The organism is Microcoleus pseudofavosus SVA1_A4, from assembly GCF_036700565.1.
GTDB lineage: Bacteria > Cyanobacteriota > Cyanobacteriia > Cyanobacteriales > Microcoleaceae > Microcoleus.
Genome location: NZ_JAUBPE010000039.1, coordinates 23,692 through 50,040, shown reverse-complemented (window position 1 = coordinate 50,040; position 26,349 = coordinate 23,692). Strand labels below are relative to the sequence as shown.

The 26,349-nt window shown below is 46.3% G+C and carries 25 protein-coding genes; 10 read left to right on the top strand and 15 right to left on the bottom strand.

Annotated features, from left to right (window positions below):
* Window positions 1-17: 17 nt before the first annotated feature.
* From QUA02_RS18015 to sppA, 3 genes are all read left to right on the top strand, one after another.
* On the top strand, window positions 18-701 hold the full coding sequence (locus QUA02_RS18015) for an SDR family oxidoreductase (protein WP_333029595.1): 684 nt from the start codon (window positions 18-20) through the stop codon (window positions 699-701).
* A gap of 144 nt (window positions 702-845) precedes the next feature.
* A complete protein-coding gene (fni, locus tag QUA02_RS18010) occupies window positions 846-1,895 on the top strand; it encodes a type 2 isopentenyl-diphosphate Delta-isomerase (RefSeq protein WP_333029594.1) in 1,050 nt (349 codons plus the stop codon).
* A 261-nt stretch (window positions 1,896-2,156) separates the two neighbouring features.
* Window positions 2,157-3,977, top strand: coding sequence for a signal peptide peptidase SppA (gene sppA / locus QUA02_RS18005; RefSeq protein ID WP_333029592.1), 1,821 nt, complete (start codon window positions 2,157-2,159; stop codon window positions 3,975-3,977).
* 313 nt (window positions 3,978-4,290) lie between these two features.
* Here sppA and QUA02_RS18000 read toward each other — a convergent pair whose 3' ends face one another.
* Window positions 4,291-4,560, bottom strand: coding sequence for a GlsB/YeaQ/YmgE family stress response membrane protein (locus QUA02_RS18000; RefSeq protein WP_293149310.1), 270 nt, complete (start codon window positions 4,558-4,560; stop codon window positions 4,291-4,293).
* A 299-nt stretch (window positions 4,561-4,859) separates the two neighbouring features.
* Here QUA02_RS18000 and QUA02_RS17995 point away from each other — a divergent pair, with 299 nt between their 5' ends.
* Window positions 4,860-6,047, top strand: a complete 1,188-nt coding sequence (locus tag QUA02_RS17995) for a glycosyltransferase family 2 protein (RefSeq protein WP_333029591.1) — start codon at window positions 4,860-4,862, stop codon at window positions 6,045-6,047.
* Window positions 6,048-6,171: 124 nt separating this feature from the next.
* Here QUA02_RS17995 and QUA02_RS17990 read toward each other — a convergent pair whose 3' ends face one another.
* Window positions 6,172-6,882: a carbonic anhydrase gene (locus QUA02_RS17990; protein ID WP_333029590.1), complete on the bottom strand. Its 711-nt coding sequence runs from the start codon at window positions 6,880-6,882 to the stop codon at window positions 6,172-6,174.
* Window positions 6,883-7,100: 218 nt separating this feature from the next.
* On the opposite strand from QUA02_RS17990, the gene QUA02_RS17985 reads away from it, so the two are divergent.
* Window positions 7,101-7,916 carry an MOSC domain-containing protein gene (locus tag QUA02_RS17985; RefSeq protein WP_333029589.1) on the top strand — a complete coding sequence of 272 codons (816 nt, stop codon included), beginning with the start codon at window positions 7,101-7,103 and terminating at the stop codon, window positions 7,914-7,916.
* A gap of 19 nt (window positions 7,917-7,935) precedes the next feature.
* On the opposite strand, the gene ylqF is transcribed toward QUA02_RS17985, so the two are convergent.
* The 3 genes from ylqF to QUA02_RS17970 form a co-directional block, all read right to left on the bottom strand.
* Window positions 7,936-8,790, bottom strand: a complete 855-nt coding sequence (ylqF, locus tag QUA02_RS17980) for a ribosome biogenesis GTPase YlqF (protein ID WP_333029588.1) — start codon at window positions 8,788-8,790, stop codon at window positions 7,936-7,938.
* A gap of 166 nt (window positions 8,791-8,956) precedes the next feature.
* The gene (locus tag QUA02_RS33660; protein WP_445305183.1) at window positions 8,957-9,016 is read right to left on the bottom strand and encodes a hypothetical protein; all 60 of its coding nucleotides are present in this window, start codon (window positions 9,014-9,016) and stop codon (window positions 8,957-8,959) included.
* Between the two features lie 80 nt (window positions 9,017-9,096).
* Window positions 9,097-9,510: a universal stress protein gene (locus QUA02_RS17970; protein WP_333029586.1), complete on the bottom strand. Its 414-nt coding sequence runs from the start codon at window positions 9,508-9,510 to the stop codon at window positions 9,097-9,099.
* Between the two features lie 184 nt (window positions 9,511-9,694).
* Here QUA02_RS17970 and QUA02_RS17965 point away from each other — a divergent pair, with 184 nt between their 5' ends.
* Window positions 9,695-10,894, top strand: coding sequence for a phosphoglycerate kinase (locus QUA02_RS17965; RefSeq protein ID WP_333029584.1), 1,200 nt, complete (start codon window positions 9,695-9,697; stop codon window positions 10,892-10,894).
* 219 nt (window positions 10,895-11,113) lie between these two features.
* On the top strand, window positions 11,114-11,830 hold the full coding sequence (locus tag QUA02_RS17960) for a pentapeptide repeat-containing protein (protein ID WP_333029581.1): 717 nt from the start codon (window positions 11,114-11,116) through the stop codon (window positions 11,828-11,830).
* A 226-nt stretch (window positions 11,831-12,056) separates the two neighbouring features.
* On the opposite strand, the gene QUA02_RS17955 is transcribed toward QUA02_RS17960, so the two are convergent.
* From QUA02_RS17955 to QUA02_RS17940, 4 genes are all read right to left on the bottom strand, one after another.
* On the bottom strand, window positions 12,057-12,722 hold the full coding sequence (locus QUA02_RS17955; protein ID WP_333029580.1) for a response regulator: 666 nt from the start codon (window positions 12,720-12,722) through the stop codon (window positions 12,057-12,059).
* A 316-nt stretch (window positions 12,723-13,038) separates the two neighbouring features.
* Window positions 13,039-14,385, bottom strand: a complete 1,347-nt coding sequence (locus tag QUA02_RS17950) for an EAL domain-containing response regulator (protein ID WP_333029578.1) — start codon at window positions 14,383-14,385, stop codon at window positions 13,039-13,041.
* 401 nt (window positions 14,386-14,786) lie between these two features.
* Window positions 14,787-15,056, bottom strand: coding sequence for a hypothetical protein (locus QUA02_RS17945; RefSeq protein WP_333029575.1), 270 nt, complete (start codon window positions 15,054-15,056; stop codon window positions 14,787-14,789).
* A gap of 80 nt (window positions 15,057-15,136) precedes the next feature.
* Window positions 15,137-17,041, bottom strand: a complete 1,905-nt coding sequence (locus tag QUA02_RS17940; RefSeq protein ID WP_333029573.1) for a protein kinase domain-containing protein — start codon at window positions 17,039-17,041, stop codon at window positions 15,137-15,139.
* A gap of 309 nt (window positions 17,042-17,350) precedes the next feature.
* Here QUA02_RS17940 and QUA02_RS17935 point away from each other — a divergent pair, with 309 nt between their 5' ends.
* The 3 genes from QUA02_RS17935 (at window position 17,351) to QUA02_RS17925 (ending at window position 19,726) form a co-directional block, all read left to right on the top strand.
* Window positions 17,351-18,901, top strand: coding sequence for a phenylacetate--CoA ligase family protein (locus QUA02_RS17935; protein ID WP_333029570.1), 1,551 nt, complete (start codon window positions 17,351-17,353; stop codon window positions 18,899-18,901).
* 85 nt (window positions 18,902-18,986) lie between these two features.
* Window positions 18,987-19,403, top strand: a complete 417-nt coding sequence (locus QUA02_RS17930) for an element excision factor XisH family protein (protein ID WP_333029569.1) — start codon at window positions 18,987-18,989, stop codon at window positions 19,401-19,403.
* Window positions 19,391-19,726 carry a XisI protein gene (locus QUA02_RS17925; RefSeq protein WP_333029568.1) on the top strand — a complete coding sequence of 112 codons (336 nt, stop codon included), beginning with the start codon at window positions 19,391-19,393 and terminating at the stop codon, window positions 19,724-19,726. Before QUA02_RS17930 ends, QUA02_RS17925 begins: the two co-directional genes overlap by 13 nt.
* A 42-nt stretch (window positions 19,727-19,768) precedes the next feature.
* Here QUA02_RS17925 and QUA02_RS17920 read toward each other — a convergent pair whose 3' ends face one another.
* The 6 genes from QUA02_RS17920 to QUA02_RS17895 form a co-directional block, all read right to left on the bottom strand.
* On the bottom strand, window positions 19,769-20,506 hold the full coding sequence (locus tag QUA02_RS17920; protein WP_333029623.1) for a Uma2 family endonuclease: 738 nt from the start codon (window positions 20,504-20,506) through the stop codon (window positions 19,769-19,771).
* A gap of 153 nt (window positions 20,507-20,659) precedes the next feature.
* On the bottom strand, window positions 20,660-21,748 hold the full coding sequence (locus QUA02_RS17915) for a Rho termination factor (modular protein) (protein ID WP_333029567.1): 1,089 nt from the start codon (window positions 21,746-21,748) through the stop codon (window positions 20,660-20,662).
* 579 nt (window positions 21,749-22,327) lie between these two features.
* The gene (locus tag QUA02_RS17910; RefSeq protein ID WP_333029566.1) at window positions 22,328-23,041 is read right to left on the bottom strand and encodes a ParB N-terminal domain-containing protein; all 714 of its coding nucleotides are present in this window, start codon (window positions 23,039-23,041) and stop codon (window positions 22,328-22,330) included.
* Entirely contained in the window at window positions 23,041-24,543 is a 1,503-nt protein-coding gene (locus QUA02_RS17905; RefSeq protein ID WP_333029565.1) for an AAA family ATPase, read from the bottom strand. Before QUA02_RS17905 ends, QUA02_RS17910 begins: the two co-directional genes overlap by 1 nt.
* Before the next feature lie 182 nt (window positions 24,544-24,725).
* Window positions 24,726-25,775 carry a fatty acid desaturase gene (locus QUA02_RS17900; protein ID WP_333029563.1) on the bottom strand — a complete coding sequence of 350 codons (1,050 nt, stop codon included), beginning with the start codon at window positions 25,773-25,775 and terminating at the stop codon, window positions 24,726-24,728.
* A gap of 257 nt (window positions 25,776-26,032) precedes the next feature.
* Window positions 26,033-26,314 (bottom strand): hypothetical protein, encoded by a 282-nt coding sequence (locus QUA02_RS17895; RefSeq protein ID WP_333029562.1) that lies wholly within the window; start codon window positions 26,312-26,314, stop codon window positions 26,033-26,035.
* Between the last annotated feature and the right edge of the window lie 35 nt (window positions 26,315-26,349).

The window sequence follows — 26,349 nt, the reverse complement described above, 5'->3', positions numbered from 1 at the left end:
CAAAATTCAGCAAATCTATGACAAAATTAATTGTAATTACCGGAGTCAGTCGCGGTCTCGGTCTTGCCATGACTGAAAAGTTTATTGAATTGGGACATACAGTTGTGGGATGCGCCCGTTCTTCCGAAGCGGTGGAAAAACTCCAAGAAAAATATAGTGCGCCGCACCATTTTACTTGTTTGGATGTCGCAAACGACGATCGCGTAAAAGCTTGGGCAACAGAAATGCTGGCCAACTACTCGCCCCCTGATTTGCTCATTAACAATGCAGGTGTAACTAATCATCTTGCGCCTCTTTGGAATGTTAGTAACGAAGAATTTTCGCAGGTAATTGATGTTAATATTAAAGGTACGGCTAATATAATTCGTCACTTTGTCCCGGCAATGATTGCTCGAAAAAGCGGCATAATTGTCAACTTTAGTTCTGGTTGGGGAAGGTCAACTTCGCCGGAAGTCGCGCCCTATTGCGCTTCTAAGTGGGCGATAGAAGGACTTACGCGATCGCTCGCTCAAGAATTGCCCGCAGGTATGGCGGCGGTTCCTTTGAATCCGGGGATAATTCACACGGATATGCTGGAAATTTCTTTCGGAGAAGATGCGGCAAGTTACACGTCAGTCAAAGGATGGGTGCAAAAAGCAGTTCCTTTTTTGCTGAAGTTGAAACCTTCAGATAATGGAAAGGCCCTGACCGTTCCTGGATAATACAGCAACCATTGCAGAATTTGCGAACATCTCTCTTTTCTTTTCCTCTGCGCCCTCAGCGCTCTCTGCGGTTCATTAAAAAATTCAAAAATGAAATAAAATTGCTATATTCCCAAATCACAACTCTTTCCCCAAATAGCCACAGTGAACTTGCCGCTAACCTCCCCGTCGCAAACCGAAACCCGCAAAGCAGACCACCTGCGGATCTGCCTCGAAGAAGACGTACAATTTCGCGAAACTACCAGCGGCCTCGAACGCTACCGTTTTGAACACTGCTGTTTGCCAGAACTCGATCGCAGTGAACTCGATTTAACCTCCACATTCCTCGGCAAAAAACTAGCCGTTCCCCTGCTAATTTCCTCCATGACCGGCGGCACAGAATTAGCCCAGACAATCAATTATCGCCTCGCCGATGTCGCTCAAGAATACAAACTCGCAATGGGAGTCGGTTCTCAGCGAATCGTTGTAGAAAAACCTCAACTAGCTCCTACATTTGCCGTGCGCCGCCGCGCTCCCGATATTCTACTATTTGCTAATATCGGAGCCGTTCAACTAAACTACAATTACGGTTTGGAAGAATGCCAAAAAATCATCGATATTCTTGAAGCAGATGCCCTAATTCTGCACCTCAATCCGCTGCAAGAGTGCGTTCAAACGGAAGGTGATACTAATTTTAAAGGACTGCTAGATAAAATTGCTAAATTGTGCGATAAATTACCAGTACCGGTGATTGCTAAAGAAGTCGGTAACGGTATTTCTGGAAAAATGGCACAGAAATTGCTCGCGGCTGGAGTAAGTGCGATCGACATTGCCGGAGCAGGAGGCACTTCTTGGGCGAAAATAGAAGGAGAGCGAGCTAAAGATGGCAAGCAGCGCAGGTTGGGCGCAACCTTTGCCGACTGGGGAATACCGACAGCCGAGTGCATTGTCAGCACCCGCGCCGCAGCGCCGGATGTTCCTCTGATTGCCTCTGGAGGCTTGCAGAATGGGTTGGATGCAGCGAAGGCCCTCGCCCTCGGTGCGGATATCGCGGGACTGGCGCGGCCGTTTCTACAAGCTGCCGCCGCATCGGAATCAGCCGCAGCCCTCCTAGCTGAGGTCTTAATTGCAGAAATCGCCACTGTGATGTTCTGTACGGGCTGCGCTAGCTTGGACGAGTTAAAACATTCTGGGGTTTTGGAAAGGTTAAGATAAAAGTGAGTCAGTTGGCAGTTGGCAGTTGGCAGTTGGCAGTTGTTAGTTGGCATTAGTCAACAGTTAACAGTTAACAGTTAACAGAGGCTTGTAGGGTGCGTCAGTTAGAACACTTACGTTTACAAGGGAAACACTTCTGTACTGACGCACCATACTATCGTCTTTTAAATGCCGAACAGCTTAGTCAACAGTTAACAGTTAACAGTTAACAGTCAACAGTCAACAGTCAAAAGTTAACGATGTCCAATTACCAATTATCTAATGAGAGATTTCCTAAAATATACCTGTGCAAGTTTGCTGGGAACCTTCCTAGGATTGTTGCTGCTGGGCAGCATCGGATTGGGGGGACTGGTACTGCTAATTGCTGTCGCCGCATCGTCGTCTAAAGATTCGGGCCCGCAAGTTAAAGATAAGTCTGTATTGGTATTAGACCTTTCTTTAAATATCACCGACAGCAAACCGAGCCGCAGCACTAGCGCGGCGATTGAAGAAGTGCTTTCGGAAGATTCCGGCGATACAGTGACGCTGCGGACTGTTTTAGACGCGATCGAATCTGCGAAAAAAGACCCGAAAATAGTTGGCATTTATCTCGAAGGTAGCTCGGATTCTAGCAGCAGCGGGTTTGCCAATCTCAAAGAAGTTCGATCGGCCTTGCAGCGTTTCCGAGATGCCAAAAAACCCATTTTTGCTTACCAGATGGACTGGAACGAGCGAGATTATTACCTCGGTTCAGTTGCAAATACAATTGCTGTCAATCCTTACGGCGCTTTGCAACTCAACGGTTTTAGCAGTCAGGCAATGTTTTTGAGCGGTGCTTTGGAAAAATACGGCGTGGGAGTGCAAGTGACTCGCGTCGGCAAATACAAGTCAGCCGTCGAACCGTTTTTGCTCAAAAAAATGAGTCCCGAAAATCGCCAGCAAACTCAAAAATTGCTCGGAGATATGTGGGGAGAATACCTGAAAACTGTCGGCCCGAGCCGCAAAGTGACCGTTCCGCAACTGCAAGCGATTGCAGATAATGGCGGAACTTTGATGGCTGACGAAGCTCTCAAAAGCAAATTAGTTGATAAAGTTGTATACTTTGACGAAATTACGAGCGAACTTAAAAAACTCACAGGAACCGATCGCGAAAACAAATCTTTCAAGCAAATTAGTTTGAAAAACTACGCGAGAGTTGCTGAGGATAAAGACTCAACTCGCGCTGACAAGAAAAATCAGATTGCTGTACTTTACGCCGAGGGAGAGATTGTAGACGGCGAAGGGGGCCCGACTCAAGTAGGAGGCGATCGCATCGCTGAAGAATTGCGGAAAATCCGGGAAGATGACGGCGTAAAAGCAGTGGTTTTGCGCGTCAACAGTCCCGGAGGCAGCGCGACGGCGGCCGAAGTCATCGGGCGCGAAGTGGTGCTGACGGGCAAAAAGAAACCAGTTATCGTTTCGATGGGCAATTTAGCAGCATCCGGCGGCTATTGGATTGCGATGGGTTCCAGCCGCATTTTTGCCGAACCGAATACGATTACCGGTTCTATCGGCGTTTTTGGAATGCTGTTCAACGCCGAAAAGTTGGCTGCTAACAACGGCCTGACTTGGGACGTGGTGAAAACTGCCCGCTTTGCCGATACTAACACGGTTTCCCGCCCGAAAAATCCTCAAGAATTGGCGAATATTCAGAGGATAGTCGATCGCATTTACGATCGATTTATTACTAAAGTCGCCGACTCCCGCAAACTGCCGAAAAACAAGGTACAAGAAATTGCTCAAGGCAGGGTTTGGTCTGGTACGGCCGCGAAACAGTTGGGTTTAGTCGATGAAATTGGCGGCCTTGAAGATGCTGTCAGAGAGGCGGCGAAGCAAGCTAAACTGGGCGAGGATTGGCATTTGGAAGAATATCCAAAACGCCGCAGTTTGGAGGAGCGAATTTTGGAAAGACTTTCAGGCGTTCGCGTTTTGAAACCAGCCGCCAAACTCGACCCGCTAACGGCCGAAGTTAAGAAAATGCAGGATGAATTGGCTGTTCTCAAGTCAATGAACGATCCGCAGGGAGTTTACGTTCGCTTGCCTTTCAATTTGCGGATTGATTAATTAATTGATACCAAATCCGGGCTTTTTAGTTTATTCTTCAGTCCCTGTCTGCTGGGAATTCCTCGGTTAGTCCTGGACGCACACACTTTATCTGTAAAGTGCTCCGCGCGCACCTTACCACTACTTGGGGCGGAGTAGACTATTTTTTGGCCGCAAGTCCTATCGTGGAACAGGCCGTCCAGCCTTTTAAGCGAGAATTTTTTAAGATGTGAGTCTCAACCGCCGATCCCGATCGCTGAAAAACCCGGTTTCTTCAAGAAACCGGGTTTATGAATACCCTAAAAGTCGATCGGCTGGGAATTGGCAATATTTGTTATGCAGCACGCTGAGTTAACAATCCCCAGATGAAAAGTACCACGATCGCACCGATGACTGCAAAAGCTATGCTGGGTAGAGTCAATGCTCCGAAGGAAGCTCCCGCGCTCGTCCCCACGAAGACTTGACCTAAATAACCTCCCACCAGCGCGCCGATAATTCCTAAAACTGTTGTGGCCAGAAAACCGCCGCCTTGAGTTCCCGGATAAATGGCTTTGGCGATCGCACCGGCAATCAGTCCTAAAACGATCCAAGCAATAATTCCCATTTCTCTTTCTCCTGATATCTTTAACTTTTGTGGTGTCTTGTCTTATGTTTTTAGAATAACAACTCCTATCGGGCCCTTACCTCTACCGTAGGGAAGAATCGAAAGTAGTAGGATTTCTGATGAATCGTCCGAGTTTGAGGCTTTTTAATACCTCAAAAGAGTTAACCCACTTTTTCTAGGGAAGAAAGGTACTTATGCTCAAGGCAAAAAGGAAATAGGAGAATCTTTTCTGGGACTTTTTGTGTTTTACTGGTAAAAAAATTACAATATTTCTGTGAAACGAGGAAAGTTTGCGCCCGATGAATCTGACTCTGTGCACGATCGTGAAGAATGAAGAGGCAACACTGTCGCGCACTTTGGACAGCGTTAAGGGTGTTGTTGACGAAATAGTTGTGGTGGATACGGGATCGGGCGATCGCACCCGTGAAATTGCCCGAGAATCCGGGGCGAGGGTTTATCACTTTGAATGGTGCGACGACTTCGCAGCGGCGCGCAACGAGTGTCTGAAGCACGCCCAGGGCGACTGGATTTTGGTATTGGATGCCGATGAGGTGTTGGTACCGGAGATTGTACATCAAATTAAGCAGGCTATTGGGAGCGATCGGCTGCTGCTAATCAATCTCATCCGCCAAGAAATCGGTGCCTCTCAATCTCCCTATTCCCTAGTGTCGCGCTTGTTTCGCAATCGCCCCGACATCCGCTTTTCTCGCCCTTACCACGCAATGGTAGACGACAGCGTGGCTGAGATTTTGCACAGGGAACCAAAATGGAAAATAGCTTCTCTCCCCGATGTGGCGATTTTGCACTCGGGTTATCACAAAGATGCGATCGCCGCCAAAGGTAAATTCCAAAAAGCTCAAGCTGCGATGGAACGCTATATCGCTTATTATCCAAACGATGCTTATGCTTGTAGCAAATTAGGCGCTTTGTACGTAGAAAGCGGGGAACTCGGGCGGGGAATTAATTTATTAACCAAAGGCTTGACTGCTGCGGCAATTGATGATTCTATTGTTTACGAACTCAATTATCATTTGGGAATTGCTTACCGCCAGCAGCAGCAGTTTGTCAAAGCCAAAGAACACTATCAAGCGGCAATTAATACAGATGTTTTCCCTGCACTCAAGTTAGGCGCTTACAATAATTTGGGCAATTTGTTCAAAGATGAAGGAGATTTGAAATCTGCTGAAAAAGCTTACAAAGCAGCCTTAAAAATTGACCCCAATTTTGCAGCAGGTCACTACAATTTGGGACTGACGCTGAAGGCAGCCGGAAATTTAGCAGATGCGATCGCCTATTACCGACAAGCGATTAAAATCGATCCAGAACACGCCGAAGCTCATCAAAACTTGGCAGTAGCGCTGCTGAAAATTGGCAAAATGCCAGAGAGTTTAGCAGAATTCAAAAGAGCGATCGCCCTTCACGAACAGCGCCGCCCCTTTGAAGCAGAACGCCTGCGCCGGGGACTGCAAGAAATGGGGTTGATGTAAACTTGCATATCTACTTGGTCGTTACCTAGTAATTTGTAGGGGCAATCCCCGATGGTTGCCCCTCAATGCCCAAGGGTAGGCACTCTTGGCACTACCCTACAAATTCTGAAAATTACCAGCAAAATCAAGCAATTATCTCTACTTTGCCGCTATCCAAATCGTAGCGGCCCCCAACAACTTTAAGCTTGCCCGCTTTGACTGCTTCAGCTAAAATAGGCGACGAGGATTGTAACTTATTTACATTGATTTTCACATTAGCTCTGACTGCGTTATCCCACGCATCGCCTTGGACACCTTTTGTGGTATCAACTGCGGGTTTAATCGCCGCCACCAAAGTGCTAATGTGACCCGGCACAGCTTTGCCATCTAAAGCTGCTTTAACAGCACCGCAGCGTTCGTGACCCAGAATTACTAATAGCGGCACGCCTAATTCTACTGCGGCATATTCCATATTCCCGAGCACCACATCGTCGAGAAAATTTCCAGCTACTCGGATATCAAATAAATCCCCCAATCCTTGGTCGAAAATAATTTCGGGAGCAACCCGCGAATCAGAACAAGCCAGGATGGTTGCAAACGGATGTTGACCCTGTGCTACTTCTACAATTCGCGATCGGGCTTGGTCGGGAAATGTCCGTTTTTGCTCGAGGTAGCGTTGATTCCCCTCCATCAATTTCTTGAGAGCACCGTCGGGAGTAAGGTCAGAAATTGCCTCTGCCTTTGCGACTTGGGCTTGCAAAAGCGCAGGTGCAAAGCTTGCCGCCACCATCCCTGCACTAGCCCTCAACATTAAATTGCGTCGCGAAATCATGCCTGTTCTTTCGCTTTTAGTCATTGCTTGCAACTCGGTTCAATTGTTTGTATTTTTTAGCATAAGATATACCGCAAGCTCAGCCAGACTTCTTTAATTTTTCTTTACAAGCAGCTCCGGCAAAATTTAAATTTTCAAAAAGTTGCCCATTTTTATTTCATAAAGCTAACTGCGGTCATCCTTCTGACCGCAGAGGATGCTAGAATGTATCTAAAACGACAATTATTTCTCAATAAATCGAAATGTCTTACGTCGCCAGCATTCATATCTATCCAGTCAAGTCCCTTGACGGCTTAGCTGTCAGTCAAGCAACTATTCTGACCAGCGGAGCTCTAGAAGGCGATCGCTCCTTGGCAATCTGCGATGAAGCAGGAGAATTTGTTAACACTAAGCATAACAGCGGAGTCCCTTTTCTGCGCTTATCATTTGACACCAAAAATAGAATTGCCGGCCTGAAAATTCAAGACACCGAAGAAGAATTTTTTTTTCATGTAGATAGAGAACGCCTGCGAATAGAATCTTGGTTGAGCAACTACTTCGGTTTCCCCGTCAAGTTAATTGAAAACTTGCTGACAGGCTTTCCCGACAATGCCGCTGCACCGGGGCCAAGCATTATCAGTACCGAAACAATTGCCGAAGTTGCATCTTGGTTTCCGAGAGTTTGCGTTAACGAGATGCGCCATCGCTTGCGAGCTAATATTGAAATAGGAGATGTACCGGCTTTTTGGGAAGACAAGCTTTTCCCAGAAGCCGATGAAGTTGTCAGGTTTAAAATAGGGACAGTAATATTTGAAGGTATTAATCCCGGTCAGCCCTGTATCCTATCTACGCGAAATTATGCGGCGAAAGAAGCTTATTCCAATTTTCAAAATGTACTAACAGCCAAGCAGAAGGAAATCAGACCAGACTTGGTAAAAAAATGGCATTTAAATCACTTGAGTCGGCTGATAGTTAACACGCGAGTGCCACCTCAAGCAGCAGGAAAAATAGTACACATAGGAGATCGAGTTGAAATTCTCGGTGTCAGCAAATCCCTATTTAATACCATTCATGATTAGTTGTAGGACAGGAGTCTTATCAAGCCGGCGGCAACTCCAAAGCAAGCTGACCCAACACACCCGTTCTAAAATCGTTTAACATTTGCCGCGCCGTTCGTTCCACATCTCCTTTATACCTGTCTTTTGCTACCTCGTGCAAATAATCTTCACCATTACTAGATGCTGCATCTAATTTATACCTGGATTTAAAACCAGATACTGATATCAAGGTGTCATCGGCCGCCTCAAGCCCGCGGAGCAAATCTACCATAGCCGCAGCTACTACCTGATTGTCGTAAGCTGCTTCGCCAATATCTTCGCAAATAGCTAATTTTATGGCATTTTCTTGATCGTTAATTCGCGTGGGAATCACTCCGGGGGCGTCTAATAACTCAATTTCGTCAGAAATCCGAATCCATCGAAGCGATTTAGTTACTCCAGCTCTGCGGGCACTGTCTACCACTCTCCGCCCTAACAGCCGATTAATTAAAGCAGATTTTCCGACATTTGGAAAGCCCATTACCACCGCCCGGACTGGACGGGGCAGCATACCTCGATTGAACCTTCTTTTATTTAGCTGCACCCCAGCATTCTGCACGGCATCCGCCACAGCGTCTACTCCTTGACCGTGCTCGGCATTGGTAAAATACGCAGTTTCCCCCTGTGATTCAAACCATGTTTCCCACGCCTCGCGCGATCGAGCTGTAATCATGTCCATGCGGTTGACGACCAATACTCGCGGCTTGTCGCCCACCCAGGTCGGCATTTGGGGGTGGTAAGTAGCCAGTGGAATGCGGGCATCTCGGACTTCGAGCACCACATCTACCCGCTTTAGCTGTTCTTTTAATGCCCGTTCAGCTTTGGCAATGTGACCGGGATACCAGTGAATTTTCATTAGTTAGTTGACTGTTGACTGTTGACTGTTGACTGTTGGCAGTTGACTGTTGACTGTTGACTGTAGGCAGTTGGTTAGTTGTTAATGGTCAGTTGTTAGTTGTTAGTTGTTAATGGTCAGTTGTTAGTTGTTAGTTGTTAATGGTCAGTTGTTAATGGTCAGTAATTTAATGACAACCGTCAACGGTCAACTGCCCACTGCCCACTGCCAACTGCCCACTGCCCACTGCCAACTGCCCACTGCCAACAGTCAACTGCCAACAGTCAACAGTCAACAGTCAACTGACAACTGACAACTGCCAACTGACTAAGGCACAATCAAAACTGCACAAGGAGACAGATTGATCACCCGATTGGTAACGCTGTCAGACGCCCCATCATCGGTTAAACCCATCCCCCGACAGCCCATTACAATCAAATCGGCCCCAATTTCGTCAGCCACATCACAAATCGTGAAAGCCGGTTTGCCTTCTCGCTCAATGATTTCAGCTTCGATTCCCTCCTGGGAAAACATCGATTGGGCCTCAGACAGCAGTTTGGCGACTGCTTCCGGGGAACTCATCACCTCTCGCGGCGGGGAGTCGGACTCCTCGGCTGGGGGTTCGACTACCGACAGAATAACTAAACGAGAGGCGTAGGTTTTCACGATATTGACCACCTTTTCGGCAGCTTCGCGGGCTTCTCGGCTTTGATCGACAGGAAATAAGACAGTCTTGAACATAGTGCGCATCTCCCGGACGCGGACTCCGATAAAATGTTTACGTTGAGCCAATCAGTGCCGTTTGTTTCATCTTCCGTTTTTTGTACGGACGCGGTTGAATGCGTCCGAGGCCCCAAGTGCAAGTGACCAGTGCCGCCATTTCAACGGAATTCGACAAGAACACACATATTAGGAGGTTAATCCTGTGACCAAAAAAACTGTAGCAAATTTATCGGCATCGGACTTATCGGGCAAACGGGTACTGGTGCGGGCGGACTTTAACGTGCCGCTCGACAACGGCAATATCACCGATGATACTCGCATCCGGGCTGCTCTGCCGACAATTCAAGATTTAGCGTCCAAAGGTGCTAAGGTCATTTTGTGCAGCCACTTCGGCCGTCCCAAGGGTGTGACTGAGAAGTTGCGCTTGACGCCGGTTGCTAAGCGGCTGTCAGAATTGTTGGGGAAAGAAGTCAAAAAGACTGACGACTGCATCGGTGATGAAGTCGCTGCTACAGTCGCCGCGATGCAAGATGGCGATGTGCTGTTGCTGGAAAATGTCCGCTTCTACCCAGAGGAGGAGGCAAACGACCCAGAATTTGCTAAGAAGTTAGCTTCTGTGGCCGATTTGTATGTCAATGATGCTTTTGGTACGGCTCACCGGGCTCACGCTTCTACTGAGGGCGTTACTAAGTATCTGAGTCCTTCTGTGGCTGGGTTTTTGATGGAGAAGGAACTGCAATATCTCGGCAGTGCGATCGACAATCCCCAGCGTCCTTTAGCTGCTATTATCGGCGGTTCTAAGGTTTCTAGCAAGATTGGAGTAATTGAAAAACTGCTCGAAAAGTGCGACAAATTGCTGCTGGGAGGCGGCATGGTTTTCACGTTCTACAAAGCTCGCGGTTTGAACGTTGGCAAGTCTTTGGTGGAAGATGACAAGCTGGAATTGGCTAAATCTTTGGAAGCTAAGGCGAAGGAACGGGGAGTTACTTTTCTGTTACCTACTGATGTGGTAGTTGCTGACAAGTTTGCTGCGGATGCCAACACTCAAATTGTCTCCGTTGAGAACATTCCTGACGGTTGGATGGGTTTGGATATCGGCCCAGATTCTGTGAAAACTTTTCAAGATGCTTTGGCTGATTGCAAAACAGTCATCTGGAACGGGCCGATGGGCGTATTTGAGATGGAGAAGTTTGCTGCTGGAACTGAAGGTATTGCTCATTCTTTGGCTGGACTTACTAAAACTGGTACTACCACAATTATCGGTGGGGGTGACTCGGTGGCGGCTGTGGAACAGTTGAATTTAGGCGAACAAATGAGCCACATTTCTACTGGTGGCGGTGCTAGTTTGGAACTGCTCGAAGGTAAGGAATTGCCAGGTGTTGCTGCTTTAGATGAAGCTTAATTAAGTAGTAGGGACACGGCAAGGCCGTGTCCCTACGGGGATTTATAGATGGCGCGGTGTACTTCACAAACATGGAATCTGCTGTAAGTGAATAAGTTTTTTGGGGATTTACCGCAGAGGGCGCAGAGAACGCAGAGCAAGAGAAAAGAAAGAAGTAAATGGGTTTAAAGTCTACAGTTTGCTAGTATAATTAATCCGAAGTAGCAGTGAGGTTTGTTTGTGAAACTTAAAATCTTGGCAACTGTAACGGCAAGTTTAGCTTTGTTTTGGCTTGCAGCTCCCGTTAAAGCTCAAAATCCAGATCATGTCAGGCAATTGCTGGAAAGTAATGAATGCGAAGGCTGTGACTTGAGAAATGCTGATTTATTCAAGGCTAGCTTGTCCAGAGCAAATTTAAGAGGAGCCGATTTAAGCGGAGCAAATCTCTATGAAGCTAATTTGTTAGAAGCGGATTTAAGTGATGCTAATTTGTCTAATGTTAATTTAGTCAATGCCGAGTTGTACGGTGCTGACTTGGAGGGTGCTAATCTGCGGAATGCGGATTTGTCTAATGCTTTTTTGGGGCGAGCGAATCTGAGGAGTGCTGATTTGCGCGGTGCTAAACTTTTTAATGCGAATCTGGGTGAAGCTTATCTGTTACAAGCTAATTTGTCGAATGCCGATTTGAGGCGATCGCTGCTTTTTAGAGTTAATTTAAACCGTGCGAATTTAAGCGGAGCGGATATGTCTTTCGCGGATGTGCGCGATACTAATTTGCAGAATGCTATTTTGTCAAATACTCGGCTTCCTAGGGCTCAATTGAGCGGTACAAATATCGATGCGGCTAATAATGTGCGCCAGGCTGATTTGGAACGTGCCAACTTGCGGGGTACGAATTTGGGGCCGGGGGTTTGTGTGATAACTAATTTTCCTTATTGTGTTTTGAATTTGGAATAATCGGCCTGCTGAGTGCGTCAGCCGCGATTAATTTGGCAGCTACGGGAGTTTTTGACTGGCTGCCGCGCCCTAGGTTTATATCATGTCCGCCTAAATGCCAGTCATTGCAAAGTTTACGACAGCAGACGCAAGCAATCTTAAGCCCCTGGGATTGCTTGACTTCGCTTCGTTCCGTTCTCTTGGGACATATCGTAAGTAATTTGCCGGACATGATATCAGAGCTGAGCTAAGTTTGCGGTGGTTTGTATCCCTTTTCTAGGGCAAATCTCACAAGCTGGGCTCGATTTTCTAGCTGTAATTTGCTGAAAATGCTGCCTAAATGAGCTTGCACAGTCCGGGGGCTAATAAACAGCCGATCGCTAATTTGTTTGTTAGTATAACCCTGAATAACTTCCCAAAAAACTCTTTCCTCGGCTGGTGTTAAGGGTAAAGGTGCAGGTGCTGGCAATAGTGCTACCACTTTTGGCTCCACCGCCCTAGCGGTAGAAGTTTGCAGCAGTCGGACAATCTCGGCGTGAATGCGGTGAGAGCGCTCTAACTGCGCCTTCACTTTAGCTAAGATTTCTTCAGACTGAAAAGGTTTTACCAGATAATCGTCAGCGCCGATCGAGTGACCTTCAACTTTTGACTCAATCTCGCCTTGACCTGACAAAAATATAAACGGCACCAACTGTCCCAAACGTGTAGTTCGCAACCGGCGGCAAAACTCAAACCCGTCCATTTCCGGCATCATGACATCTGAAATTACCAAATCTGGGGGGGCATTCTCAAAAATCAAGAGCGCCTCAACGCCAGAATTAGCACATTCAACCCAGTATCCTTGGCTTTCGAGGTACATTGCCAAGACTGTTTGACTGTCTGCTTCGTCGTCCACTACTAATATTTTTTCCATGACAGGCTTGCACCAATTCCAGTTGACAGTTCTTGAAACTGCGGCTCCCAAAATAGGAACTTCAATGAGTTTACCTGCTGCAACTTGATAAAGGAGCGCAATTTCAAGACGCCACGATTCCTCAAATAGTCCTATTACGGGCGCCGATCGCCTAAAATGGGAAGAAGTAGACGAATATTGGGGAAAATCTCCTTCTTTGATTCGCTAATTCTTAAAAAGCTACAACTTTTTAGGAGGGGTCGTCAGCTTTTTCGCATACTAAAATAGAAGGTAAAAGAAATAATTTTGCTTTATTATACAGAAATCCTGGTGACAATTACACTATTCCTAGACCCGACATAGAAAGGTTTTTAGATTTTTCGGGTTCGGACACAGGTACAAATGGGATAACGCGAGCAGGTACTGCTGCTAGGGGCTGCGCCAACAAACGCTGGTCGGCAACCAACATACTTTCAAGTATCGGTGCGGGTTGGGGGCGGCTGAACAGATACCCCTGCATGATATCGCACTGGTGCTGTTTCAAAAAATCTAATTCTGCTTCTGTTTCCACTCCCTCAGCAATTACTGTCATATTCAAACTGTGACCCAGTAAAATTACTGCTGTAGTAATAGCAGCATTTTGAGTATCTTCGTTGGCATTGCGGACGAAAATTCGATCGATTTTTAAACTGTCAAAAGCAAATTGCTTGAGATATCCTAAAGTAGCATAACCGGTGCCGAAGTCGTCAATGGCAATCCGAATTCCTAGAGCTTTAAGTTGGTTTAAAGTAGCGCCTGCGACTGTCGCATTTTCTACCAAAGCGCTTTCGGTCATTTCTAATTCTAAATTAGCAGGCTCTAAGCCTGTAGTTTCCAATATTTGCACGATTCGCGCCTTAAGTTCCGGGTCGGACAACTGCCTCGCCGACAAATTTACTGATATCGTAAACGGCGAAAACCCCGCTGCCAGCCAAGTAGCGGCTTGAGCGCAAGCTGAAAGCAGTACCCACTCGCCAATCTGAATAATTAAACCTGTTTCTTCTGCTAAGGGAATAAATTCGCAGGGAGAAATTATTCCTCGTTCGGGATTTTGCCAGCGCACTAAAGCTTCGGCGCCGATAACTTGGCCGGTAGCAATATTCACCTGCGGCTGATAGTATACCTGAAACTCACCTTGTGCCAAAGCGTGGCGCAGCAAAGCTTCGAGAGCAAACTTTTCAGGAGAGAGAGTCGTAACCTTGGTCGAGTCGTTAACTAAATCTTTGAGTCTGGCTTCTGCTTGGTGAAGCGCGAGTGTCAGCGGTTGAGTAATAGTTTGGCGTTTCGAGACGCGAGAAGCAATGGCTCCCAGCAATTCAGCCTTGGTAAACGGCTTTGTCAGGTAATCGTCGGCTCCCAATTCCATCCCCCGACGAAAATCGGTTTTGTCACTTTGAGCCGTGAGGAAAATAAATGGAATTGTTGCAGCTAGGGAGTTTTGCCGCAGCGTCCGCAACACGTCATAACCGTCGAGTTCCGGCATCTGCACGTCGCACAAAATTAAATCTGGGATCTCCGAAAGTGCCATCTGCACCCCAAATCGACCGTTTTCTGCCACAATGACCCGGTAGCTGTGAGATTCCAGAAGTTGCAGAAGAGTTTCCCGGATTAATTCGTCGTCCTCAATTACTAAAATTTTGAGCATGATACTTGGATAACAGATGGCACTATATATCAGAACCTGACTAACTCTAGCATACTCAAACTAGCGAATTACTGATTCGGCCAATTAGCCAATAAACCATTAGCCAAATGGCTGAATATTTTCCGTCGGTTCTTAAGTAACAATAAAAGAACTGGCACAATAGGGAAGAGTTCGATCTCTTTCAAAAGCAGAAAAATGCAGCGCCAGACTCGTTTAATAAATTTTTATTACAAAATTTTATTCGTTTGTCATAAAAAATATAATGTCCGGTTAATTGCCCACAATTAGCCCGTGTTTGTAGTGAGGAGTTTAGTCCTCTCTCGATGGATGAATCAGGATGCTGTGTCCTGACGGAGAAGTTAATTATGGTTGTATAACCGGACATCATATTATGCACTGCTTTAATTCACAGGGCCAGTGGAATTCGCGCAAAACTTGTCGTCTACAATTGCAGAATTGATACTGACAGCCTGCATTGATGATGACGGAATGATGAGGTCTTGCGGAACGACAACTGTCTTTTTACAAACAAGCTCGCTGCTGCCTACAGAGGCAAAGTTCCAAGCATAAAATTCGGGATTGCTGACTGTCGCATTGGCGGGATGTAAACCTAGTGCAGTCACCAATACGAATCCCAAAGTTACTAAAGCTACGATCGCGAATCTCAGCATATTCTTTTTTTGAACCGGAAAATTTACCCGATCGGTATTACCTTATTATTGCCTGGGTCGATCTAGAGCGTCAATAGCAGTTATTCCGCCGTCAGATTCAACTCGTAAGCGATCGGCTCGGATGCCTGAGAAACGACCACGAATTCATAATAACCAGCATCATCCAGCAATCCAGACCAACTAAGCCCCTCTGCGTCTTCCAGCAAAGCTCGCGCGCCCTTGGTCCGCCCCGGAGAATAAATTGACAGCAGAGTAGATTTGGGCGGTGCTTGCAAATTCACGCGCAAAGTTTGATTTTGAGCGAACCGGGCAATGTAAGCTTTCCCTTCTCCGGGTTTGAGATTGCCTGTGAGGGTTTTGCTGTTCGATCGGCGGTCAAATTCAACGCTTTCGACAGTGGCTCCAGCTTGCAAAGATGTGAGGGCGTCGGCGGTAATTGCTTGCCAAATTTGTCCGATCGGCAAACCGATGAGATTGCGATCGCGCGGCTGTTGTGGAAACCAATAAAAGAACTTAGCATCAGCCAAATCGTACAGAGCCCGACTGCTCAAATTCAGCTTGTTAACCTCAGTTTTCCAGCGATCGATATCGGCGGTGTCGTAAGTGCCCAACCGCGCTCTAGCGTCGCTGCTGAGGTTTTCCAGCTTGTCGAGCAACTCGTCGCCGATTTTCTGCCACCTTTCGCGCCACTGGCGATCGTCTGAGCCTTCTTTTAACAATCGTCCGCCCAATTCCGGGTATTTGGCATAAAAAGTCTCGTCCACAAGATTGACGTAACCGTTATAGAATCGATCGTCAATTTTGAGCTTGACAAAGCGATCTTGCAAAGCATCTTCTTGCTGCTGCTTCGGGCTGGAAGGCTGGGGAACTTTCTGCACTTTTGATTGCAGATTTAACAAAAAATTGCCCGCAAACCAGCCAACTCCCCCCATACTTGAGAGCACCGCCACCACAAACAAAACCATTTTCCAAGCAGGCATCTTTTGCTGATTGCCAATAGCAGCTCGCACCGGAGTTCCCGGCAGTTTTGGCGCGGGGGCGGGCACGGGTATAGGCGAGTGCTCCGGTGGCTGCGTGGGTTCAAAATCCGGGGCTGGTGGCAAAGGCGGCTGTAAAGGCGGATTGCCGGAGAGAGCGAGCATTACCTCGCGAGCCGAGGAGTAACGCTGGCTCGGCTGTTGAGCAAGCATTTTATCCAGCACCAGGGACAAATTCGGAGACAGAGAACATTCCGCCCGCCAGTTCCAATTCAGGGTATGGCTGTCGAGCAACTGATGCGGTTCCTTCCCCGTCAGCAACACTAAAACCGTCGCCGCCAGAGCGTACAAATCGCTGTGGGGATAGACGATGCCCATTTGCATCTGTTCGAGGGGAGCATAGCCGAGCTTGCCGATGCGAGTCGCGGGGGCGGGAGTGCCGTTAGCCTCAGCAGCGAACAGAGACTCTACGGTGGCGGCGACTTGTTTTACTCCGCCGAAGTCGATCAGCACCGGCATCCCGTCAGACAGCCGCAGAATCAGGTTGTCCGGGGAGATGTCGCGGTGAATCACTCCCAAAGAGTGAATGTATTCGAGCACGGGCAAAATCTGGATCAGCAGTTGATTGATTTCTGCCTCGATGAACCGCAAACCCTGACGTTTGCGGGCGTCCAGCAGGAAGCGGTAGGTTTGGCCCGGAACGTAGTCTTGGACGAGAAATAGGTAGCCTCGATCGATAATACTGACTCGAAACAGTTCGCGGAAGCGCGGGATTTGATTGTGTTGCAGTTTGTAGAGCACTCCCGCTTCCCGCTCAAACAGTTCCTCGGATTTTTGTAAAGCGTAACTTCCGTGTACTTGGGGCGCAAATTCTTTTAAAACGCAGGGTTCGTTAAATCGGTGGGCATCTTCAGCGAGGTAGGTGCGCCCGAAGCCTCCGTGTCCCAATTCGCGGACGATGCGGTAGTGATTGTTGAGAGTTATGCCGGGGTAGATGGGATTGTTCATGGGAACTTGCTGCGTCGGATTTTCACGCTTGACTGAGACTGGGAGTTTTGGGCGATCGCTGAATTAATCTTGCCATAGTGTGTCAGTGTTGATTAGTCGATCGGCAGCTTGCCTATCCCCTGTGGTTATTGTTAAAAAAGCGGTTTCGTGGTATTCAAGTTTATCCACTGCGCCATCTTTTCGATTCTATCGACCTCAAAGTGTGTTCAAATTTTTAGTGTCCAGCCCAATGTGCGATCGGGTCGCGCCGCGCTACTAACTGAATCTTGAGCGATCGAGGTGCAAAATACGCATTTTAAGGAGCAAATCATGCAGCCAGAACAGCGTCAGCGAGCAATTGGGGCGTTTGAAGAGTTTTTGAGGGCGCCGCTTGAGGAACGATTGCAACACCAGCAGAATCGAGTTGCCGAATGCGGGGCGATCGCGCTTTTCCAAAAAGTCGCGGCCACAGTACCAGCTTACCAGACTTTCCTAGCTGCACTCAACATCAATCCCGCCTCAATTCAAACCTTTGAAGACTTCCAAAAATTGCCGCTAATTACCAAAGAGAATTATTTACGCTGTCACCCGCTACCTCAGTTGTGCTACCAGGGCAAATTAGAAACTTGCGATTTCATTCCTGTTTCATCGGGTTCGACAGGAAACCCGACATTTTGGCCGCGTTTTATCAGCGACGAGTTGCAAATAGCCGCTCGTTTTGAACAAATATTTCACGACAGTTTTTCCGCCGATACTCGCTCAACTTTAGCTGTGATTTGCTTTGCTTTGGGGACTTGGGTAGGCGGAATGTACACTGCGAATTGCTGCCGCTATCTAGCGAGTAAGGGTTATCCCGTTACAGTTGTAACGCCTGGGAATAATAAGGCTGAAATATTTCGAGTTGTGCAGGAACTTGGGGAGCATTTCGAGCAAGTAGTATTGTTGGGATATCCGCCGTTTATCAAAGATGTGATTGATAGCGGAATTGCTGGGGGTGTGGAGTGGCAAAAATATCGAATTAAGATGGTGTTTGCGGGGGAAGTGTTTAGCGAAGAATGGCGGAGTTTGGTGAGCGATCGTACTAATTCTGACAATCTATATTACAACTCTGCGAGCCTTTACGGTACTGCGGATGCCGGCGTTTTGGCCAACGAGACACCGCTGAGTATTTGCATCCGCCGCTTTTTAGCAAACAATCCCGAAGCAGCACGCAATTTATTCGGGGAATCGCGGTTGCCAACGCTGATGCAGTACGATCCGAAAAGCCGCTTTTTTGAAGTGAATAATGACGGCACGCTGTTATTTTCTGGCGACAACGGCATCCCGCTAATACGCTATCACATCTCTGATAACGGCGGTTTAATTTGTTACGAAGCAATGCTCAATTTTTTGGCTGAATGGGGATTTAACCCTGTGGCACGTTTGCAGCAAGCAGCAGCTATGAAAGTTTCTGATTTCCCCAGAGGAATTCGCTGCTTGCCATTTGTCTATGTATTCGGGCGATCCTCTTCGAGGGCTTCGCTAACGCACTTTACCGTTTCCTACTTCGGTGCTAACATTTACCCGGAAAATGTCACCGTAGGTTTAGAAGTTCCGATTATTCGGGAATGGGTGACGGGAAAATTTGTGCTGCAAGTCAAGGAAGATGCGGATCAAAATCGGTTTTTATCTGTTGTTGTGGAATTAGCAGCGGGGGTGGAGGGCGACGAGGAGATGAAGCAGGCGATCGCATCTTCAATTCTCGCGCAATTGCGGCGGCTAAACAGCGAATTTGCTAATTACGTTCCGCCCGAATATCAGTTACCTGTCGTGACATTAACTGCGACGGGCGATGCGGAGTATTTTCCGATTGGGGTGAAGCACCGATACACGCGGCAATAAGTAGTTTGAATTGATGAGCTATCAGTTTTAAAAAGTCTTGTGTTATTCTATAATTAGGGTGAGATTTGATGGTTCAGCATAGAATATGCCAGCAAAAGACATCTACCACAATACTGTCATAACAGCGCTAGAAAAAGACGGCTGGACGATAACAAACGATCCGCTACCCTTAGAAATTGGCGGTCGTTCCCTATCCGTCGATTTGGGTGCAGAAAAACTATTTGCTGCCGAAAAGCAAGGTCGCAAAATTGCTGTAGAAGTGAAAAGTTTTCTAGCAGCTTCTCCGGTGCATGACTTAGAAGAAGCTCTGGGACAGTATATTGTCTATGAAGATATTCTAGAGTTTTCAGAACCAGAACGGAATATATATTTGGCTGTTCGGGAAGAAGTTTATCTAGATATTTTCTCTGAGCCAATTGGGCAACTTTTGTTACGCAAAAAAAGACTCAAACTAATTGTTTTTGATTCATCAAAGGAGATAATTGTAAGATGGATAGACTAGATGAATATCGCCAATTTATTCACAATGTTTTAGATAGTTATGCCAGGATTCCTAACAGTTACGGACAAGTTAAAAACAGCGTTATTGTCGATCGCGAACAAAACAATTTTTTACTGATGCACGAAGGCTGGCAAGGGCCTCAAAGAATTCACGATTGTATCGTTCATGTGGAAATTATCGACGGCAAAATCTGGATTCAACAAGATGGTATAGAAACGGGAATTACCCCAGAACTTGTAGAATTAGGAGTGCCTAAAGACAAGATAGTTTTAGGGTTTCATCCGTATCACGTTCGGCAGCATACGGGATATGCGATCGCCTAAACCAGCTTACAATACAGGAAACTTGAATAAAAAGGACGATCGCTAAATTGTATCGGGGTCAACATTTAATTCTCGCAGTTTCGCGGCCAGGCGATCGGCTCGTTGAGCTTCTTGTCCGGCTCGTTGAGCTTCTTGTCCGGCTCGTTGAGTCTCCCTTTCTGCAACCTCTTCAGAAGTAGGGACAAGTTCTCCTTCTGCTGTAAAGAAACGCAATTTTCCCCCACAAATTCCGAGACTCAAATCGAGCTGTTGACTCCGCAGATGCCCGGATTCGTTCGGTGCGATGGCTTCATATTCCCCGTCAACTAAATGAAACCCAGCTAATTCTAAAGTTTCGGGATCAAACCAAAAGTAGTCGTGAGTGCGAAAAGTATCTTGATAGAGTTGTTTTTTAAAGTTTTTGTCTGTATCCGCTGTTTTGGGAGACAGGATTTCAACGATGATATTGGGGTACTTTCCCTCTTCATCCCAAACTACCCAGCTTTTCCGAGTTTTGCGTTCAGTTCCGAGTACCACAAAAAAGTCAGGGCCTCGGAAGTCTTTCGATTTGAGTTGCTTGGGACTGTAATAAATGGTGAGGTTTCCAGCAGCATAGAAATCATTTCTATCTCGCCACAGCCATTCTAGACAGTTGAGGAGTAGGATTATTTGTCGGAGATGCAGTTCTGTTTCCACGGGAGGTTCGTCACTGTATAAATCGCCAGGAGGAAAGATAAAGTTTTCCGGTATCTCTTGTTCTAGTATCTCTTGGGTAGTAGCTAATTCTGCGGTTGCGGACATGGCTGCTTGGTGAGGAGTAAGAGGTTGTGTGTCTATTTTAGCAAGGTTTTCATATCTCGGCCGAGGACTATTCTGAAAGCCCGATCGCGCTTTTTGCATAAAAACGCGATCGAACACCAAAAAATTAGTTTTTAACTATTAGCAAGTACCCCTTTATTTGCCGTCAGTTGCTCTGAGAGCCGCCAGAATTTCCGGTCGTTTCATGCGCGCGTAGCCCCGCACTTTCCGGTCTTTGCCGATCGCCTTCAATCGTCTCAGCGAAAGAGTTTCGTAGTCTTCCTCTGGGGACGGAAACGGCAACTCCAACTGCAACTGCGGTAGCTGAGGTTTCTGCTGTGCCTTCGACTGCTTCTTCGGCTGCGTTTTTGACTGCTTCTTCGGCTCTGCCTCTGGCTGTATTTCTGAGTGACTTGCTGCGGCTCCCAGTTGGCGGCGGAGCGTTTCGATTTGATTTTTTAGGTCATTTTCTACGTCTTCAATGGCGTCGGAAACAAACTTATTAATTGTTTGGACTGTGCGTTCTAATTTTTTTGACAGCAGTTTTTCCAGTTCATCCAACTGTCTCAACGCACCTTCAAGATTCATCTCAGAAATAACCGCAGATGTCGGAGGACTATTGCTGCCAGATTGTTCAACTTTTTTAGCCAATGTATCTACCTTTTCATGATTTTTTTTTTCAACTTGTTCGAGCAAACGCTTAATCTGTTCTATTTGGTCGCGATCAAAGTTCTGCTCAGTTAGAGCTTTTACTTGCTTTTTTAGCAAGTCTTCATTTTTTTTAACAGATTGTTCTATTTGCTTTGTTAGACTCTCTACCTTTTTTTGAAATGATAGCTCAAATTGTTGCAGTATAGTCTCAATTTGTGCAGTCCTCTGAGTCGGTTGCGGAGCTAAATGTTCCATTTCTGCTCGAGCAGCAGCTACCTCCTCGTCGGTCATTTCAAAAACCCAAGCCCACATTTGCTCGATGCCGAGTTCTTTAGCAACAATACACCAATCAGCGCCGCAGACAACTTCATATTCTTCTTCGTTGCTGTAAGCTTCTGTGCGGCGTACAATTAAAGGAATCAAGTTGCTGCCTTGCTCGATGAGACTTCTCCTGAGAGCTTCGCGGCGTTCGCGGGGAATTTCGCCCCGCTGAGGCTCTGGTACTGCAATTTGGGAAGTGTAAATCTGACTGTGACTAATTGGCTTAATCCGCAAATATTCAACTATTCGGTTTTGATCGGACGATCGATCCATCTTGTTACAAGTCCCCTTTTGTCATTAAAATCTCGTGTTTGGGTATTTATGTATGTTTGCACTTTACAGCCTGCGTTTTAAGGGATGCAGGACTAACCCAAGAACTCTAATTGTAGGGTGCGAGACAAACACCTTACCCAGACCGTGGTAATTTAAAGGGTTTCTTGGGTTGAGTCTTCCCAGTCTGCGATCGAACTCGGTTATCTGGCGGAGATATGGCGTTGCTGCTGTACCTGTGCGGCTGGCTGTGCGGTGACAGCCCGGGCGGCAAAAGTTACTGCAATTCCTAAAAAAAGCGGCTGTGATGAGTTTAACTGCCTGCGGGACACCAATGATCCACTGCTTTACTCATCTTTACTTTTTTTGGCGTCAGGGCGATCGGGCTGGCGTTGCGAGTTGCGATCGCAATTGCGATTTATACCACAGCCAGCTTTAATATCGCCCTTATTCTTTAGTCTCAAGCGAGAGGAATGAAAGTTTGTGTTGAATGGATTTCAACCGCCGAATCATATCGGATTTTTCAACTTTTGTCGGGCGGGCTTTGAGCGCCCCCAAAATGCAATTTAGATGGCTGAAAGCTTATAAATATTTTTGCCACTTGTCAATAAGCTTAATCATTGTTTTCTCGCCTAACCCTTTACCTTTAATGCGTTCCAACACATTTTCAAAAGAGGCAAACTGCTCCAAATCTCGCTCTTTGATGATTTCTTCTATTATTTGAGCTTTGATGCCAGCATTTTTCAAATTTGTAGCCAATTTGAATTTATCTTGAGTGTTGAGTGCTTCCAACAGCGGAACAGGCTTGGGAATGCGGCTTTCAACATCTTTAACCCTCTCTATCAGCGCCTGTTTTTCCCGCGTGTACTCGGCTTTCAATTCATTAATTCTGTTTTCCAATCGAGTTTCAATATTTGTCAGCCGCTGTTCTAAGCTGGAGGACGGTTGCGGAACCACACTTACACTTTGATGCTCAGTGATTGCGGTTTTTCTGCGAATTTCAAGTTGTTCGAGGAGAAGTTCTTCATTTTCTTCTTCCAGGATGAATGCTCCGATTGTCTCGCCTTTGAGAGGTTCTATTTCCTTTGCTCTCGCCGCCGCATAGTATTCAAAGTCTCCGTCTACTATTTCGTAAGCATCCATACCGTTTCGGCGGACAATTATCGGATTAATCAATCCTCCTGACTCTAAAATCAGTCTCGCTAATTTATCCAAATCAGGCTCTGCAAAATTGGAACGGGGAACGGCGGATGTAATTCTTTTCACTGCAACCAGTGACGGAAATAATTTTTTCATTAGTTTTTACCTATTTTTTCCAAAACTTCGAGTGCTAGCATTTCAAATTCTTGGGATGCGATGCAATCAGGCTTAAAGTCTAGCACTGAAATCGGATCGGCGATTTCCATATTTCCCACGATTTGAAATTGTTCTGCACACTTTGCTAAATCGTCTCTTTCGTAAATTACGCTGTCCATGATTTCAAGGTCGTACCGTTTGGGAATTGCCTCCCTCCGCTTGGGCAAACTGTACTGTACAAATTTAACATTAGTTGAGATTTTGCAAGGGAGAACGCCTAAAATTTCTAGTGGTTTCTTGCCAATTGTTTTTTTGAATCCATTAACTTTTTTGATAAATTCCTTGACATTAATCAGTCCTTGATTGGCAAAAGGTTTTAAATCAGAAGGAATAATTACATAATCTGATGAATTCAGGGCAACTCTAGCGTAAAAATTTAAAGAGGGCGGCGTATCGATCAGTACAATATCATACTTATCCTGTACTTCTGCTAGTTTTTGAATTAAAATCATTCGGCTGTAATCTAGGTTATTGATTTCGGTTTCATATTGCATTAAATCAATATGAGAAGGAATCACATCTATTGGGGGATTACAAAAATTAGACTTGCGAGCTACTTCGGCGATCGAGTAACCATCTTCCTGTTGCAAAACATGAAGAATGTTGCTATGTTTCAAATCATCTTGTTCTTCATCCTCAAATTTGACTAATCCTGTGGCAAAGGTTGTATTGGCTTGACTGTCTAAGTCGATTACCAAGACTCTTTTACCTTGCTTGCTCAGCGCTGCGGCTAAATTGACTACTGTTGTAGTTTTGCCAACGCCGCCTTTATTGTGGTAAACTGCAATGATTTTCATCGTATTTTTAGTTTTTTGGGGAACGGTTACATCGGATTTAACTTGAGGCTTAACGGGATTATTTTCAGGTATTTGTTCCGGTTCTGAGATTTGACTTGGCTCAGGTTCTGCGGTGACGGGATTCTTTGGCTGTACTGGGACTTCGCTAACTAACTCAGGACTAACCAAATTAATTTTACTATCTTCCAGTTCGAGATTATCGGGATTTTTTATAAATCTTAAACGATCTCTGCCAATTAAAGCGATAATTTCATCAATTCTAGTTTCAAGGTCTTGTCCAGCACACTTAAATACTAGCAGAATATCAGCGGCGATTCTTTCGTAAATTCTAATTTCTTTACCGTTAGTTATGAGTCCGTAGCGGATGCTCAAACTTGTTAAATAGCGATTGAGTTTTCGCAGGTGGCGGTCTAAATTTTCTTTCGGATGTTTAGCCTCCATGACTACACTCATCGGCGAGTCTGCATCGACAACTATGGGGATAACTTGGGTGGCAAATGAGAGGAAGTCTAGACGAATATTCCCAAATGCTATTTCTTGGTGCCAAGTGTCGGGGGTATAGCCTAACTTTGGTAGCAGATAGCTGACAATGAGTTTGCTTTCTACTTCGCTTTCGTTGCGACAGTTATTGGGATTGAAAGTCATTCGATTTTAGATTTTAGATTTTAGATTTTAGATTTGGAATGACTGATTTAATAATGGTACGGATTGTGATATTGACAGTAGGGTACGCATTCCTCCCCTTACAAAGGCTACGAATTGTAATATCGAAAAACCCGGTTTAGTTTGACAAACCGGGTTTTTTGGGGAGCGATCGCGTTTCCAAACTACTTTGTTTGAGCGTTAAATTCCTCCAATGTCAGATAGCCGCCCGCGGGATCGTACAAATGACAGTTGTCGGCAATCCGCTTCATTAAAGACCAAGAAAATTCTGTTTCGTAGAGATGATCTTGCCAGTTTTCCTTCAAGCTGCTGTGGGCGAGGCGCAAATTGTACCAGGGAATAGCAGTTGAAAGGTGGTGGGGAACGTGCACGTTAATGTCGTGGCACAGAAACTCTACCCAGCGGGGATAATCGCAGTGAACTGTTCCCGATAGTTGCGCTTGGGCTTCGTTCCATTCTTCCGGTTCTTTAAATGAAATGTCTGGTGCTGTGTGGTGGACGATCGTAAAAGTGCTCATCCAGAAATGGTAAACCATCCAGGGCATCAACCAAAATTTGACAAATCCCCAAATGCCTGTTGTTGCAATTAAAATCGGAAATCCGATCGCAGCACCGATCAAAACTACAAAAACCGAAAACCGGACTTGTTCTTGCTGTTTGCCTTTGAAGCGCCACCACATGAAGTGTACTTTTGCCCAGTGGGCGATCGAGCCAATCCACCACATCCGACCGAATATTAAACTATAAGCTATTTGTAAACCCTTGGGAGTAGCAGCGTAGTCTTCTGCTGTCATCGGCTGCCAAGCATTATCCTCGCCAATTTTGTTGGTGTGTTTGTGGTGGTAATTGTGTCCGTGACGCCATGCGTGAAACGGGAAAATTAACGGCAAAAATGCTAGGTGTCCGACTAAATCGTTTACCCAGCGCCGGTTAGCAAATGATCGGTGGCCGCAGTCGTGCCCGATCACAAAAAAACCGGTTAATCCGGTACCTGTGAAAATCCACATCAGGGGTAGTAGAAACCAAGGCGATACTGCTATGCCCCAGTAACCGACAGCAACTAGCAAAACGTTGACGATGACTTTTGTCCAAGCTTTGCGGGGGTTTTTGACGAATACTTCCCGCGGCAGGGTTTTGAGAATATCTTTGAGGCGCAAGTTGGAGGTGTCACTTGCGGATGTCAAACTTAGTGGTTTTTCGATCGATGCTGTCATAAACTGATTTCGATTCTCCGTGTGCTATGAGCATGGCTTAACAAAATTAGCGCATAAAAAAGCGCAGTCAAATATCAGCTCGTTGCCAGCAAGAAGCAGACGAGTTGAGCAGTAGGCAGGCGCGTTGTAGCAAATGCTAGCGATCGCTATCCGCAGTTAGGAATTTCTAGCACTTTCGGCAAAAAAAACTGCGGGTAGCAAAACCTTCGTTTTTATAACACAGGGGCAGCACAATTAGCATTAGCGACTGTTGTCTGCTAGTTGCTGTGGCTGCCAGAAATCGGGTCGAGAGGCGGCAATCCAGCGATCGAGCGTTGCTGTTTGAGGCTTTGCACTTCCAGCAGCAAGGAATCGATTTCTGCTTGCAAATGCAGGAACTTAACTTGCTGATCGGCTTGGTAGGGGCACTTCACCAAATCTACTTTGCGGGCAAAACTGGTCGATAGCGTAGAAGAACTAGCCATTTCGGGATTGCTCGCGGTGACTTGAGGCCGGGAAAGAGTGGATGAATTATTTGACATTAGTAATTGAGTAGACATATCTACACATTCACACCATTAAGTTACTTTAACCT

Excerpts from the sequence above, each read along its gene's own strand:
- QUA02_RS17930 (WP_333029569.1), top strand. The coding sequence starts at position 18,987 with ATGCCAGCAAAAGACATCTACCACAATACTGTCATAACAGCGCTAGAA.
- QUA02_RS17910 (WP_333029566.1), bottom strand. The coding sequence starts at position 23,041 with ATGAAAAAATTATTTCCGTCACTGGTTGCAGTGAAAAGAATTACATCC.
- QUA02_RS17985 (WP_333029589.1), top strand. The coding sequence starts at position 7,101 with ATGTCTTACGTCGCCAGCATTCATATCTATCCAGTCAAGTCCCTTGAC.
- QUA02_RS18000 (WP_293149310.1), bottom strand. The coding sequence starts at position 4,560 with ATGGGAATTATTGCTTGGATCGTTTTAGGACTGATTGCCGGTGCGATC.
- QUA02_RS17935 (WP_333029570.1), top strand. The coding sequence starts at position 17,351 with ATGCAGCCAGAACAGCGTCAGCGAGCAATTGGGGCGTTTGAAGAGTTT.
- QUA02_RS17900 (WP_333029563.1), bottom strand. The coding sequence starts at position 25,775 with ATGACAGCATCGATCGAAAAACCACTAAGTTTGACATCCGCAAGTGAC.
- QUA02_RS17905 (WP_333029565.1), bottom strand. The coding sequence starts at position 24,543 with ATGACTTTCAATCCCAATAACTGTCGCAACGAAAGCGAAGTAGAAAGC.
- QUA02_RS17950 (WP_333029578.1), bottom strand. The coding sequence starts at position 14,385 with ATGCTCAAAATTTTAGTAATTGAGGACGACGAATTAATCCGGGAAACT.
- QUA02_RS17945 (WP_333029575.1), bottom strand. The coding sequence starts at position 15,056 with ATGCTGAGATTCGCGATCGTAGCTTTAGTAACTTTGGGATTCGTATTG.
- QUA02_RS17970 (WP_333029586.1), bottom strand. The coding sequence starts at position 9,510 with ATGTTCAAGACTGTCTTATTTCCTGTCGATCAAAGCCGAGAAGCCCGC.
- QUA02_RS18015 (WP_333029595.1), top strand. The coding sequence starts at position 18 with ATGACAAAATTAATTGTAATTACCGGAGTCAGTCGCGGTCTCGGTCTT.
- QUA02_RS17925 (WP_333029568.1), top strand. The coding sequence starts at position 19,391 with ATGGATAGACTAGATGAATATCGCCAATTTATTCACAATGTTTTAGAT.
- QUA02_RS17895 (WP_333029562.1), bottom strand. The coding sequence starts at position 26,314 with ATGTCTACTCAATTACTAATGTCAAATAATTCATCCACTCTTTCCCGG.
- QUA02_RS17995 (WP_333029591.1), top strand. The coding sequence starts at position 4,860 with ATGAATCTGACTCTGTGCACGATCGTGAAGAATGAAGAGGCAACACTG.
- QUA02_RS17915 (WP_333029567.1), bottom strand. The coding sequence starts at position 21,748 with ATGGATCGATCGTCCGATCAAAACCGAATAGTTGAATATTTGCGGATT.
- QUA02_RS17920 (WP_333029623.1), bottom strand. The coding sequence starts at position 20,506 with ATGTCCGCAACCGCAGAATTAGCTACTACCCAAGAGATACTAGAACAA.
- sppA (WP_333029592.1), top strand. The coding sequence starts at position 2,157 with ATGAGAGATTTCCTAAAATATACCTGTGCAAGTTTGCTGGGAACCTTC.
- ylqF (WP_333029588.1), bottom strand. The coding sequence starts at position 8,790 with ATGAAAATTCACTGGTATCCCGGTCACATTGCCAAAGCTGAACGGGCA.
- QUA02_RS17955 (WP_333029580.1), bottom strand. The coding sequence starts at position 12,722 with ATGGAAAAAATATTAGTAGTGGACGACGAAGCAGACAGTCAAACAGTC.
- QUA02_RS17940 (WP_333029573.1), bottom strand. The coding sequence starts at position 17,041 with ATGAACAATCCCATCTACCCCGGCATAACTCTCAACAATCACTACCGC.
- QUA02_RS17990 (WP_333029590.1), bottom strand. The coding sequence starts at position 6,882 with ATGACTAAAAGCGAAAGAACAGGCATGATTTCGCGACGCAATTTAATG.